General features: G+C 52.8%; 13 protein-coding genes and 1 pseudogene. 5 read left to right on the top strand and 9 right to left on the bottom strand.

From position 1 onward, the window contains the following. Positions 1-3: 3 nt before the first annotated feature. Both ACS603_RS10935 and ACS603_RS10930 read right to left on the bottom strand, forming a co-directional pair. Entirely contained in the window at positions 4-486 is a 483-nt protein-coding gene (locus tag ACS603_RS10935) for a glutathione peroxidase (RefSeq protein ID WP_315688589.1), read from the bottom strand. 259 nt (positions 487-745) lie between these two features. Next, complete coding sequence (locus ACS603_RS10930; RefSeq protein WP_315688588.1) at positions 746-982, bottom strand: tautomerase family protein; 237 nt, start codon at positions 980-982, stop codon at positions 746-748. A gap of 61 nt (positions 983-1,043) precedes the next feature. Between ACS603_RS10930 and ACS603_RS10925 the strand changes: the two genes are divergently transcribed. Beyond that, entirely contained in the window at positions 1,044-1,520 is a 477-nt protein-coding gene (locus tag ACS603_RS10925; protein ID WP_315688587.1) for a winged helix-turn-helix transcriptional regulator, read from the top strand. Between the two features lie 74 nt (positions 1,521-1,594). Here the strand turns inward: ACS603_RS10925 and ACS603_RS10920 are convergent, their stop codons facing one another. Continuing rightward, a complete protein-coding gene (locus tag ACS603_RS10920; RefSeq protein ID WP_474944240.1) occupies positions 1,595-2,503 on the bottom strand; it encodes a LysR family transcriptional regulator in 909 nt (302 codons plus the stop codon). Between the two features lie 94 nt (positions 2,504-2,597). On the opposite strand from ACS603_RS10920, the gene ACS603_RS10915 reads away from it, so the two are divergent. The 4 genes and pseudogenes from ACS603_RS10915 (at position 2,598) to ACS603_RS10900 (ending at position 6,484) form a co-directional block, all read left to right on the top strand. Next, positions 2,598-3,566: an NAD-dependent epimerase/dehydratase family protein gene (locus ACS603_RS10915; protein WP_474944239.1), complete on the top strand. Its 969-nt coding sequence runs from the start codon at positions 2,598-2,600 to the stop codon at positions 3,564-3,566. 181 nt (positions 3,567-3,747) lie between these two features. Further along, positions 3,748-5,484 (top strand): SulP family inorganic anion transporter, encoded by a 1,737-nt coding sequence (locus tag ACS603_RS10910; RefSeq protein ID WP_315688584.1) that lies wholly within the window; start codon positions 3,748-3,750, stop codon positions 5,482-5,484. An 85-nt stretch (positions 5,485-5,569) separates the two neighbouring features. Then, positions 5,570-5,857: pseudogene (locus ACS603_RS10905) on the top strand (CatB-related O-acetyltransferase); the annotation flags it as partial. Between the two features lie 159 nt (positions 5,858-6,016). Beyond that, positions 6,017-6,484 carry a GNAT family N-acetyltransferase gene (locus tag ACS603_RS10900; RefSeq protein WP_315688583.1) on the top strand — a complete coding sequence of 156 codons (468 nt, stop codon included), beginning with the start codon at positions 6,017-6,019 and terminating at the stop codon, positions 6,482-6,484. Positions 6,485-6,596: 112 nt separating this feature from the next. Here ACS603_RS10900 and paaY read toward each other — a convergent pair whose 3' ends face one another. The 6 genes from paaY to paaH all read right to left on the bottom strand — a co-directional run bounded on the left by paaY (position 6,597) and on the right by paaH (position 12,602). After that, positions 6,597-7,193: a phenylacetic acid degradation protein PaaY gene (gene paaY, locus ACS603_RS10895; RefSeq protein WP_474944238.1), complete on the bottom strand. Its 597-nt coding sequence runs from the start codon at positions 7,191-7,193 to the stop codon at positions 6,597-6,599. A gap of 9 nt (positions 7,194-7,202) precedes the next feature. Continuing rightward, a complete protein-coding gene (gene paaX / locus ACS603_RS10890; RefSeq protein ID WP_014070179.1) occupies positions 7,203-8,138 on the bottom strand; it encodes a phenylacetic acid degradation operon negative regulatory protein PaaX in 936 nt (311 codons plus the stop codon). Positions 8,139-8,217: 79 nt separating this feature from the next. Next, positions 8,218-9,534 carry a phenylacetate--CoA ligase PaaK gene (gene paaK / locus ACS603_RS10885; protein WP_182060942.1) on the bottom strand — a complete coding sequence of 439 codons (1,317 nt, stop codon included), beginning with the start codon at positions 9,532-9,534 and terminating at the stop codon, positions 8,218-8,220. Between the two features lie 26 nt (positions 9,535-9,560). Continuing rightward, on the bottom strand, positions 9,561-10,763 hold the full coding sequence (gene pcaF / locus ACS603_RS10880) for a 3-oxoadipyl-CoA thiolase (RefSeq protein WP_474944237.1): 1,203 nt from the start codon (positions 10,761-10,763) through the stop codon (positions 9,561-9,563). Next, the gene (gene paaI / locus ACS603_RS10875) at positions 10,763-11,185 is read right to left on the bottom strand and encodes a hydroxyphenylacetyl-CoA thioesterase PaaI (protein ID WP_014070176.1); all 423 of its coding nucleotides are present in this window, start codon (positions 11,183-11,185) and stop codon (positions 10,763-10,765) included. The genes pcaF and paaI overlap by 1 nt, the downstream gene beginning before the upstream one ends. After that, entirely contained in the window at positions 11,175-12,602 is a 1,428-nt protein-coding gene (paaH, locus tag ACS603_RS10870; RefSeq protein ID WP_474944236.1) for a 3-hydroxyacyl-CoA dehydrogenase PaaH, read from the bottom strand. Before paaH ends, paaI begins: the two co-directional genes overlap by 11 nt.

Here is a 12,602-nt window from a genome sequence, read left to right as displayed (position 1 = left end):
CTGCTACATTTCAAGTGCCGCAAGAATGGCGGCTTCCATTTTCTCCGGGGTAGTGTACGGTGCAAAACGCTTGAGTGGTTTACCATCCCGCCCGATTAAGAACTTAGTGAAATTCCACTTGATCCGCTCTCCCGGCATGCCGGGCAATGCGTTTTTCAGATAACGAAACACCGGATGGGCAGCAGTTCCATTGACCTCTACTTTCTCGAATATCGGGAAGGTCACACCGTAGTTAATGTGACAGGTCCGCGCGATGTCGTCGGCGTCGCCTGGCTCCTGTTTGCCGAACTGGTTACAGGGGAAACCCAACACCACCAACCCCTGGGCGGCATATTGCTTGTAGAGCGTTTCAAGGCCTGCATACTGCGGCGTGAAGCCACACTGGCTGGCGGTATTCACGACCAGAACCACCTTACCCGCATAGTCGGCCATTGGGATCAGTTTGCCGTCCAGACGGGTGGCTGATAGTTGATAAAAAGTTGTCATATTGGGCTCCTCGAAGCAGAACCCGTTCGAAATCGACATGACAACATTCTGCGTTGCTGTCTGAGCAGGTCTGGAATTGTGTGTGATACATATTTGCAAAGTCGAACGAAAAGAACAACAAACCTCGTGAACTGCTCCTCCCGGGTTCACACACGATGAACTGAGTTGCTCGTATTTTTCCATTGCGTGATAACGGGTCCGCTCTGAGCGAGGAGCGGACCTTCATGCAGTGATCAGTCCTGAGTTAAAAAAAAACAAATCAGGAGCGCTGTGGTGCTGCATATTTTGCAGCAATCATTTCAGATGTTGGTTGTATTCCCCCAAGACTCCACTGTTCCGGTTCATACTCATCAATTCGGATCCATACGGAACGCCGGAATTCAGGGTCGCCTTTCCCCTCAATTTCAACAATAAGGTCAGTCATTCGACGTAGCAGCTCATTTTTTTGCTCCGAATTCATAATTCCTTTAATGGTTTGCACATTAACGAAGGGCATTGTATTCTCCTTGAATACCTGAGTATTAAAATAATACTCAGACTAAGAGGCAAACGCGCACATGTCAAAAGATAATTCATTACCGTACTTGTTACCTGAGCTTTGCGGGCTTGCGGCGACAGCAGAACTACTTGGAGATCAATGGGTTTTATTGATTATAAGAGAGGCGTTTTATGGGGTCACTCGCTTTGAAACTATACGTGCTCATACAAAAATCACGAAGCAGACATTGGCAAACAGATTAAAAAAAATGACTGAACTCAATCTCCTTTGCAAAATTCCCTATCAAGAAGATGGGGCTCGTGAACGGTATGAATATATTCTCACAGCAAAAGGCCGCAGCCTTGCACCGATTCTTATCTCCATGATGGAATGGGGTCATAAATACATACTGCATGACTCACCGCATGTTGCCTTATCGGATAAAGAAAGTGGAGAAATGCTGCATAGCGCCTTTGTCACCGCAAGCGGTAAGGTGGTTGATCCTAAAAACGTTCAGTTAACAGCGCTTGCCAGCCAGTTCGGAAAGAAGCTTTGACATGTTTTTTAGCATCCCCTCGCCGTCTGGCTCGCGGGGGGACGATAAACGGATCGACGTTTTTCAGGAGAGGGTCACCGTTGTCCCCTGCTGATATAAACCTGTAAATCATCAGCAAGGAAATCAAATACCGTTTTACAGGCCAGGCTGTGGCGCAAATCCTCATGCATCACCAACCAGGTATCGAGATGGAATGCAAAAAAATCAGGCATCAGTCTCTGTAACGGCGCAGAAAAATTGGCCAGCTGAACCTGACACATACCGATACCGGCACCTGCACGAATAAGGTTTAATTGTGCAACATCACTGTCAGTTCTCACGGTAAACAGGTCGCGGTTTAGCTGAGGATAATGTTTCAGTGCCTGCAAAATAAATGGCGTCGTCTTATCGAAACCCACGAGTGTATGGGTGAGTAACTCATCAATACTTTCTGGTGCAGCATGTTTTGAAAGATATGAAGGCGAGGCATGCAGACCAATTTCAATACTGCCTATCCGGCGCGCAATCAGTTGCTCCTGTACCGGAGTGGTCATGCGTACTGCAATATCCGCTTCCCGGCTTAGTAGATCCTGAACTCGATTAGACAGAACGAGTTCAACGGTTATATGTGGGTACTCATCCTTTATTCGCGCGATCGCAGGAGGCAGAACCTCCGTGCCGATAATTTCGCTGGCGGCAACGCGTACTACCCCGCGTAGCCCGGATGTGCGGGTGCTGAAGCTGGCAGCCGACCGCTCAATCATCATGGCGGTATTTTCCATCGCTTGTGCATGCCCCCTCAACTCGAGGGCGGCATCTGTGGCCTGTAATCCTGTTTGTGAACGAGTAAATAAAACAAGGCCGAGGGCCGATTCCAGTGCTGCCACATGGCGTCCGGCGGTTGGCTGAGTGATGGCGAGCACGCGAGCGGCCCCTGACAGGGAGCCTTCTCTCATCACAGCCAGAAAGGTGCGATACCATTCCCAGGGAATATTCTGCTTCATACAAAAATGCATACCTGCTGTCTTATATTATGCAATTACATTTAGCGCGTATGGCCACTACGATGTCAAGCAGATATCCGACAGAGGTGAGACGATGAAAAACACAAATAAGGTACTTATATTGGGCGCAACGGGTGGGATCGGTGGCGAAATTGCTCGTAAACTCATCCGCGAAAAATGGGATGTTCATGGATTGCGCCGCAGTGCCTCGCAACATGAAGTGCTCAGCGGAATTACGTGGATAAACGGTGATGCACTGAACGCAGAAGACGTCGAAGCTGCTGCGTCAGAGTGTAGCGTGATTGTCCATGCTGTTAACCCGCCGGGGTATCGAAACTGGGAGCAGTTGGTTATGCCAATGCTACACAACACCATCAACGCGGCGGAGAAAAATGGAGCATTAATCGTTCTGCCGGGCACTATTTATAACTACGGCCCGGATGCTTTTCCCCTCTTACAGGAGGACTCTCTTCAGAACCCCGTCACCCAAAAAGGGGCCATACGAGTGCAAATGGAGAAGTCACTATCAGCCTATGCGCAGCGAGGCGGAAAGGTGCTGATTCTGCGGGCTGGTGACTTTTTTGGCCCTCATGCAGGCAACAGTTGGTTTTCACAGGGGTGGATAAAACCGGGGCGTTCACCACAGATAATTAAAAATCCCGGGAAAGCCGGAGCAGGTCATCAGTGGGCTTACCTGCCCGATGTTGCCGACACACTTGCAGCGCTGCTGGCGCGTCGGGAGGAACTCGACCCGTTTGCCTGTTTCCATATGCGTGGGCACTGGGATCCTGACGGCACTGCGATGGCCGCAGCCATAAAGCATGTTGCCGAACGTGCCGGTATTAAGGCGAAGGTGAAATCATTTCCCTGGTGGCTTATCTCTTTGATGGCACCTTTTAACACCACGCTGCATGAAATGTTGGAGATGCGTTATCTCTGGGAACAGACCATCGCGATGGACAATTCAAAACTGATTGCGTTTTTAGGCTATGAACCGCAAACCCCTCTTACTGAGGCCGTGCATTCAACATTAACTGGTCTGGGCTGTCTTCATTCTGCGTGATTAACCAGTCACCGGGTGCCCGCACTTTTGAACTATGTTTAACACCAGACAGAATAATAAGATGGTCGAGGTTATTAGGGCCTGAGCGGCGGCGGCCTCAGCCCGGGCCCCGTTGAAAACCAGAACTTCACTCTGAAGTATGCCAACATTGCGTGAGTAGGATCCATATCCGGAGAATAACGTGTTCGGAAAATTTTTATTACACTACATGCCAGGGTTACAAAATTTATTAGCCTACGATAAAAGCTGGCTAAAACATGATGTTAAAGCCGGGCTGTCTGTTGCAGCTGTCGCACTCCCCGTTGCTATTGCTTACGCTGAGTTGGCGGGTGTTGGGGCAATCGTAGGGCTGTATTCCTGCGTTTTACCAATGATAGCTTATGCGCTGTTTGGTTCTTCACGTCAGCTGATTGTTGGCCCTGATGCAACGACCTGCGCGGTGATTGCAGCCGTTGTGTTTCCTCTTTCTGCCGGAAATCCCGAACTGCACTGGCAACTGACGATCATCATGACATTGATGATGGGCGGCTGGTGCCTTCTTGCCAGTAAATTTCGCCTGGGCGCACTTGCCGATCTGCTTTCTCATCCCATTCTTACCGGTTTGCTTAATGGCGTAGCCGTGACGATTATTGTCGGGCAATTAGGCAAGGTTTTGGGGATCACGCTTGATGAGGCGCAGGTTATTGAGAAAATAATTGCCTTGCCAGGCCGAATTGCAGACAGCCATTTATTAACTTTAGGGCTATCACTTTTAACGTTAGCTATTTTAATGGTTATCAAAACGTATCGCAGCCACTGGCCAGCACCGTTGATTGCCATTGCGATAACAACGGCACTGGTATGGGGAACATCTGCGCAAAATTATGGTATTGCCACTATTGGAGGGGAAGGTTTCCAGCCTGGTTTACCCGTCGTGAACTGGGCGGCATTTCAGCCAGGTCCGATGCGTGATTTAGTGATCCCGGCGCTGAACCTGGCTTTGGTCAGTTTTGTCAGTCTTATGCTGACCGCTCGCAGTTTCGCCGCGAAAAATGGCTATGAAATTAATGCTGATGCAGAGTTCAGAGCTCTGGGTATTGCGAATCTCATGTCTGGATTATCCCAGGGGTTTGCTATCAGTGGAGCCGATTCCCGAACCGCAGTTAATGATTCAACTGGGGGGAAAAGTCAGCTGGTTTCTGTGGTCGCAGCCCTACTCATCGGTATCGTGGTCGTATTTTTCACTCAGCCATTACAGTTTATTCCGGTTTCTGCATTAGGTATCGTTCTAATGTATGCATCGTGGTCATTGATTGATTTACGTGGGCTATGGAATCTGAGGCGAAGAAATAAACAGGCATTTCGCCTGGCCTTCTTCACGTTTGGCTGCGTTTTAATTATCGGCGTTATCCAGGGGATCGGCCTTGCGGTGTTGCTGGGTCTGTTACAGTTTCTGCGTACAGTCTTTCGTCCCTCTGAACACTTACTGGGAACTGACGAAAATGGAATGATTCACTCATTAGGCAATTCAACTGATATTAAAATGGTCCCGGGCGTGCTGATGTATCGATTTAACTCCCCGTTGACCTATTTTAATGTGGCTTATTTTAAACGTCGGGTTTTGAACTTAGTTGATGGTACCGCATTACAACCTAAATGGGTGGTCATTGATGCCGTTGCCTGCTTCACCTATTCAGATATCAGTGTCCTGGCCACCATTAATGAGTTAAAGCGCGACCTGAAAAGTCGACAGATTACGTTAATCCTTGCGGGCAGGAAAACGGAATTAACACGCTGGTTTAAAGACAGTCGGCCAACAATGAATGATGATGACATGATTCTGGCGCCAGACCTCTATTTGGCCCTCCGGTTCATTCAAAGCAAAGAGAGTGTGAATGAGGGTGAATCAGGCGGTGATGTACAACCAAACCCTGGTTAAATCCCCGTTTTCGGCGCGCAGCAGACAGGCCCGGGAGCATGAGGCCTTAATTGAGGGAGGAGCGGACGTACGAAAATCGCCCTCACCACTGGGTGACGGCTGCTGGCTGGGAATGCGGGCGATGATTATGCCTGGTGTTACCATTGGTGAAGGTGCAGTCGTTACCGCTGGCGCTGTGGTATCGAAAAATGTGCCACCGTATGCGGTTGTCGGTGGCAACCCGGCAAAATTGATTAAGTACCGTTTTCCTGAAGACGATATTGCCCGAATACTGGCGCTAAAATTATACGATCTTCCTGAAGAAAAACTGGTTTCCATTCAGCCATTATTGTCGTCGGGTGAAATCACTACACTAGAAAATATTTTACGATAACAATCTGATACTACTCGTATTTGCGTACGACTTTTCTTTTTTATAACCGTTCAGCTGACAAAACTGTTCGTAACTCTGGTAACCGCAGTTAACACAGAGCGATCCAGACAGTACAATAATAAGGTTAGGTCTTTCTGAATCTTCTGAGCAGGAACGAAAGTGAGCATTTCAGCGAAACATGAATGGCATAGAGATAACTACCTGGTAAGCACAGACAGAGAAAAACTAGATGTGCAGGCTATCCATCGCTATCTGACGAGGTCCACCTGGGCTCAAGGTATTCCTCTGGACATTGTCTGTGCCTCAATAGAAAGCAGCCTTAATTTTGGTGTTTTTCATAATGAAACCCAGATAGGTTTGGCTCGTCTGATAACGGATTATGCTACATTCGCTTACCTTTGCGATGTCTATATCCTTGAAGAATATCAGGGAGAGGGACTTGGACGATGGGTTATGGAATGCATACATAGTCATCCTGTGTTTGAGCAGCTTCGCAGAATCATGTTGTTCACAACAACAGCGCCCTGGCTTTATGAAAAGTTTGGCTATGAGCCCGTAAATCGGGAAAACTATGCATGGACCATTACCCGGCCTGATATTTATACCAACGGAAAAAAGCCTGGCTGAGCTACGCTAATATTTAGCTCCACACAGGCTTATTTACGCCTGATTTTGCAACGTCTCCTCCTGGCACCTGGCGGGCATTTCCTGTTAATGGACTGTTTCCGCCTTTACGCCCTCACCCTGCCGACTTTGGCCGTAAATTTTCATCAAATTCCAGCCGTTTGCGGCCAGGCTCTTCCTCACGCAGCGGCTCGACCTGGTGCATGGTCAACTTACAGCGTTCAACCAGAACCTGATATTCCCCTGTCCCCTGCATTTTCCACTCGATTTCCTGAGCACTGAGTTCGCGTATCGCTTTAGCCGGGCTGCCAATAATCAAATGGTTTGCCGGCATTTCCGCCTTCGCTTTCACGAATGCCGCGGCACCAACGATACTGTTTTCGCCGATCACAGCCCCGTCCATCACCACGGCATTCATACCCACCAGCGCGTTACGCCGGATGATGCAGCCATGCAAAATCGCGCTGTGGCCGATATGTCCGTCCTCTTCCACCACGGTGTCTTGTTCTGGAAAGCCGTGCATCACGCAGTTATCCTGGATATTCGCCCCATCTTTCACCACGATACGACCAAAGTCCCCGCGCAGGCTGGCATTAGGGCCAACGTACACCCCTTTGCCCAGGATCACATCACCAATCAGCACGGCGGTCGGGTGAACATAACTCTCTTCAGGCACAACCGGCGTCAGGCCGTCAATTTGATAAACAGGCATCCCCACTCCTTATGCGATATTCAGGCCACCAAAGCGCTGGTAATAGAGCGTGCCAGGCACAGGCAATTCGCCTACCGAGGTTTCACCTTTCTCGCTGACAAATGCCAGCGCCCCCGGCGCTACGCGCTGGTAGATATTAATGCACAACTGTCTTGCGCTTTGTCCTGCCCAGTGCGCCGGGAGCAACTCCTCCGGCAGCAGCGGATCTTTAAGCACAACACGACGATAAAAGTGAATCAGTAGCAGCTGGATCTGGAAGCAACGTTCCGGCGTCAGCTCTTCCGGTGCTGCCTCTTTAAGCAGCGGCAGTAACGGACGGAATGAGTCGATAAACGCCTCGTACATCGTATTCTGTTCAGTCAGTTGCCAGCACTCCTCCACGCGCGAGCGTAGAGCTGCGCGGGAGAGCGCCAGCGGTGAATGCGCTTCAAAAAAGATAACGTTTTCCGCCACACCCGCGTCATGCAGCAACGACTGCACATCTGCCAGATGCTGTGAAGGCGACGCCATCAGGCTCGGGGCCAGCGTGCCAAACCCCTGCCAGATCAGCTGTTTTTTCACGTCAGCGAGAGTGGTTTTATCCAGCCCTTCAGACAGTAACAACAGCCATTTTCCGTCCCAGGCGGGCAGTTCTGCGCGGTAAATTTTATTTTCCGCGCGACGGGTCAGACGTAACCCTTTATCGCTCAGGCGGTAAAAACTGCGACGCCCGATGCGGGACACATCCAGCCAGCCCTCTTTGTTGAGGCGAAACAGCGCGGTACGCACAAAACGTTCGCCAAAGCCCATCCCTTCGAGCAGTGCGGCAAGGCTCCCAAGCCAAATCTCGCCGCCGCGATGGGAAAGCGCATCACCATAAAGGGAAGAAATAAGCGAAGTACCGCTGATGGGAACCGAGCTGACAGCGTGCTGGATAAAGGCGTCGAGTTTATTCATATGATTCATTCTGTTGTGATTTTTTTCCTGGATGAATCATAGCACAGTTTTAAAACACCCCTCTCTCCCCAGGAAAGAGGGGTTACGGTTAGCCGTTAGCGGCCACTTTACGCAGGTCGAACACGCGACACGCTTTACCTTCGGAGCGTGGGATACTGCCGCAGTTGACGATAGTGACGTCGGTTGAGATCCCCACCATCGACTTAATGCGGTGGCGCAGGTTATGGCACACCTGGCAGCGCTGCTCGTGGGTTAACGTCAGGCTACTCTCTTTCAGCTCGACCTTCACAGAAAGCGAATCAAGATGACCACGACGATTCACCTCCAGCTGGTAGTGCGGAGACAGGTGCTCAAACTTGACGATCTCCTCTTCGAGCTGTGACGGGAAGACGTTTACGCCGCGGATAATGAGCATGTCGTCGCTGCGTCCGCTAATCCGGTCCATACGACGCATGGTGCGTGCCGTACCGGGCAGCAGGCGGGTCAGGTCGCGGGTGCGATAGCGAATCACCGGCAATGCCTCTTTAGTCAGCGTGGTGAACAGCAGTTCGCCCAGTTCGCCATCTTCCAGCGGCGTGCCATCGTTCGGGTTTACAATTTCAGGATAGAAATGGTCTTCCCAGATTGTCGGGCCATCAGCGGTTTCAATGCATTCCATCGCCACGCCCGGGCCCATCACTTCTGACAGACCGTAAATGTCCAGCGCGGTAATGCCCAGACGTTTTTCGATTTCACGACGCATGGCCTGCGTCCACGGCTCTGCGCCAAACACGCCCACGCGCAGGGAACACTGGCTGGCATCGCCACCCATCTGGCGCTCAAGCTCTTCAATCAGGTTGAGGCAGTAAGATGGCGTCACCATGATCATGTCCGGCTGGAAATCACGGATAAGCTGCGCCTGTTTCTCGGTCTGACCGCCGGACATCGGGATCACCGTGGCCCCTAAACGTTCTGCGCCATAGTGCGCGCCCAGCCCGCCGGTAAACAGCCCATAACCGTAGGCCACGTGGATTTTATCTTTCGCGCTGCCGCCTGCGGCACGCAGGGAGCGGGCGACGATGTTGGCCCAGGTATCAATGTCATTCTGGGTGTAACCCACCACCGTCGGTTTGCCGGTCGTGCCGGAAGAGGCGTGGATACGCACCACCTGCTCCATCGGCACGGCAAAGGTATCGAACGGGTAGTTATCACGCAGATCCTGTTTAGTAGTGCACGGGAATTTGCGGATATCGGCCAGCTCTTTGAAATCATCAGGGTGAACGCCCGCAGCATCAAACTTGCGTTTGTACATTGGTACGTTGTTATAAGCATGGTTCAGCGTCCATTTCATGCGCTCAGTCTGCAACGCCTGTAACTCATCAAAGGACGCGGTTTCGATCGGATCAAGCTTTGTTGTATTTGTCATTGTAGGGTACTCACATTGTTTTTCGCTCAAACACGCTCAAGGATCATGGCAATGCCCTGACCCACACCGATGCACATCGTACAAAGCGCATAGCGCCCGTTGCGTCGGTGCAATTCGTTGCTCGCCGCCAGCGCCAGTCTGGCACCGCTCATACCGAGTGGGTGGCCTAACGCAATCGCCCCCCCGTTCGGGTTAACATGCGCGGCATCATCCGGTAAGCCCAGTTGACGCAACACACCCAGCGCCTGCGAAGCAAAAGCTTCGTTAAGCTCAATGACATCCATATCGTTAATGCTTAGCCCCGCACGCTCCAGCACTTTACGGGTCGCCGGAACCGGCCCTAACCCCATCAGGCGCGGTTCAACGCCTGCCGTTGCCATTGCCACAATACGCGTGCGTGGCACTAAACCTTGTGCCAGCGCCATGTGCTCGCTGGCGATAATCAACGCTGCCGCACCGTCGTTCACGCCAGAGGCGTTCCCCGCCGTGATCACACCGTTTTTACGAAACGGCGTTTTCAGCGCAGCCAGCTGTTCCAGGGTCGTCTCGCGAGGATGTTCATCAACGCTGATTTCCGTTACGGCCCCTTTTTTGCCCGCCACCAGCACCGGCACAATTTCCTGAGCCAGAATGCCGTTCTGCTGAGCCAGCGCAGTACGCTGCTGGCTACGCAGCGCGAAGGCATCCTGGTCGGCACGGCTAATATTTAACAATTCAGCTACATTCTCTGCCGTTTCCGGCATACTGTCAGTTCCGAATTGCTGATGCATGAGCGGATTCACAAATCGCCACCCGATCGTGGTATCGAACATCTCTGCCTGACGCTGGAATGCCGATGTCGCTTTGCCCATCACAAACGGGGCGCGGGACATTGATTCCACGCCGCCGGCAATCAGCAGATCGCCGTCGCCTGCTTTAATGGCGCGTGCCGCAAAGCCAATGGCATCCAGCCCGGAGCCACACAGGCGGTTAATCGTGGTGCCAGACACCGTTTGCGGCAGCCCGGCAAGCAGCGCCGACATACGTGCCACGTTGCGGTTGTCTTCCCCGGCCTGATTCGCGCAGCCGAAAATCACATCGTCTATGCGTTCTGCGTCCAGCTGCGGGTAGCGCGCCAGCAATGCACGCAGCGGCACCGCACCTAAATCATCTGCACGTACCCCCGACAACACACCGCCATAACGCCCCACCGGGGTACGAACACCATCACAAATAAATGCATCACGCATCAGGCTTCTCCTGTCACACTGCCGCCAATGCGGTGAGATTTCCCGCGAAAGAGAGCGACCGTTTTTTGTTGTTGGTTCTGGATTTCAATGTCGTACACGCCGGTAAGCTTGCCCTGATGCTTAACCCGCGCGATGGCGGTCAGCTTGTCCCCGGCAAATCCCGGACGCAGAAAGTCGATGGAGCAGCCAGACGCCACTGCCGCCAGCCCCTGGCTGTTGCAGGCGTAGGCAAATGCGGTGTCTGCCAGCGAGAACAGCTGGCCGCCGTGGCAGGTTTTGTGGCCGTTGAGCATCTGCGGGGTGATGGTCATCGTCACCACCGCGTACCCTTCGTCCATTTCGATAATATCGATCCCCAGCGCCTGGGCGCAGGCATCTTGTTCATACATCGTACGGGCGTTATGCCAGGCGTTATGACTCATAGCTACTCTCCAGAAGCGCACGCTGGCGCAGCAGTGAACAGGGGCGATAGCGTTCCTCGCCGTAGTGGCGTTGCAGGTTTTCCAGCAGCGCTAACAGGCGTTGCCAGCCCAGACGTTCGCCCCAGGCAATCGGTCCGCAGGGGTAATTCACGCCAAGGCGCATCGCGGTATCAATATCTTTTTCACTGGCAACCCCTTTTTGCAGAGCGTCCAGCGCTTCGTTGACAATCATCGCCACCGTGCGCCAGATGAGCAGGCCAGGATAATCTGTAATCTGCACCACCCGTTTTCCCTGCTGTTGCAGCCAGAAGATGGCTTTTTGCGTGGCCGAATGCGGGTTACTGGCAGCCGCGGCGATTACCGCCACATCGCCTTCCATCCGGTCGACCACCACCACCGGGCTGTTTAAGCGCAGCGCCAGCGCCTGGGCGGTCTCCCCCTGGGTTTCAATCAGCAGCAGTTCATCAATTTCTGTGACACCGTCACTTCTTCTCTGCGTGTTCATCGGGCTAAAACTGTCGCTGACGGCATCGAGCCACTTCACGTCAGGTTTATTCCCATTCCAGTCGTACACGCCCTTCCCGCTCTTTTTACCCAGACGCCCGGCCAGCACCAGCTCTTGCTGGACCAGCGATGGCAGGAAACGACGCTCCTGCCAGAAGGCGTTGAATACCGAACAGGTCACGGCAAAATTGACGTCCTGACCAATCATGTCGGTCAGCTCCAGCGGTCCCATCGGGAACCCGCCGCCTTCGCGTAACGCGGCATCGATGACTTCGGGCGCGGCCACCTGCTCTTCCAGCGCACGCCAGGCTTCAGAATAGAAAGGACGCGCCACACGGTTAACAATAAAGCCCGGCGTGGACTGACAGCGCACAGGCTGTTTGCCCCAGTTTGTTGCCAGCGCGCACAGTTCGTCCGCCACTTCCGGGGATGTCGCCAGCCCGCTGACCACTTCGACCAGCTTCATCACCGGGGCCGGATTGAAAAAGTGCAGCCCGGCCACGCGCTCGGGGTGACGAATATCCGCCGCAATCGCGGTGACGGAAATGGACGAGGTATTACTGGCCAGCAGCGTCTGCGGCTGGCAAATCTCGGCCAGTTGAGCAAACAGCGCCTTTTTCACTTCCAGGCGTTCGGATGCGGCTTCAATCACCAGATCCGCTGCGGCAAGCGCGTTGATATCGGTTACCGGAATGAGCCGCGCAAGGATCTGGCCGCTGGCATCCGCAGACAGTTTTCCGCGCGTCACGCGGGATGCCAGGCGCTGACGGATACCGTCAATGGCACGCGAAATGGCGGCAGCGGCGATGTCGTAAATCAGGACCTGATGGCCGTGGCTGGCTGCCACTTCGGCAATCCCGGCGCCCATCGTGCCGCTGCCAATCACGGCAACAGTGTGAATATTCATCACCAT

The organism is Enterobacter sp. Li2LvB3 (genome assembly GCF_056156645.1).
This window is presented reverse-complemented; position numbering and strand designations above follow the sequence as displayed.

What these genes read in the sequence shown, in the direction of transcription:
- ACS603_RS10935 (WP_315688589.1), bottom strand. Translation starts at nt 486, where the DNA reads ATGACAACTTTTTATCAACTATCAGCCACCCGTCTGGACGGCAAACTG.
- ACS603_RS10930 (WP_315688588.1), bottom strand. Translation starts at nt 982, where the DNA reads ATGCCCTTCGTTAATGTGCAAACCATTAAAGGAATTATGAATTCGGAG.
- ACS603_RS10925 (WP_315688587.1), top strand. Translation starts at nt 1,044, where the DNA reads ATGTCAAAAGATAATTCATTACCGTACTTGTTACCTGAGCTTTGCGGG.
- ACS603_RS10920 (WP_474944240.1), bottom strand. Translation starts at nt 2,503, where the DNA reads ATGAAGCAGAATATTCCCTGGGAATGGTATCGCACCTTTCTGGCTGTG.
- ACS603_RS10915 (WP_474944239.1), top strand. Translation starts at nt 2,598, where the DNA reads ATGAAAAACACAAATAAGGTACTTATATTGGGCGCAACGGGTGGGATC.
- paaY (WP_474944238.1), bottom strand. Translation starts at nt 7,193, where the DNA reads ATGCCTGTTTATCAAATTGACGGCCTGACGCCGGTTGTGCCTGAAGAG.
- paaX (WP_014070179.1), bottom strand. Translation starts at nt 8,138, where the DNA reads ATGAATCATATGAATAAACTCGACGCCTTTATCCAGCACGCTGTCAGC.
- paaK (WP_182060942.1), bottom strand. Translation starts at nt 9,534, where the DNA reads ATGACAAATACAACAAAGCTTGATCCGATCGAAACCGCGTCCTTTGAT.
- pcaF (WP_474944237.1), bottom strand. Translation starts at nt 10,763, where the DNA reads ATGCGTGATGCATTTATTTGTGATGGTGTTCGTACCCCGGTGGGGCGT.
- paaI (WP_014070176.1), bottom strand. Translation starts at nt 11,185, where the DNA reads ATGAGTCATAACGCCTGGCATAACGCCCGTACGATGTATGAACAAGAT.
- paaH (WP_474944236.1), bottom strand. Translation starts at nt 12,602, where the DNA reads ATGGTGATGAATATTCACACTGTTGCCGTGATTGGCAGCGGCACGATG.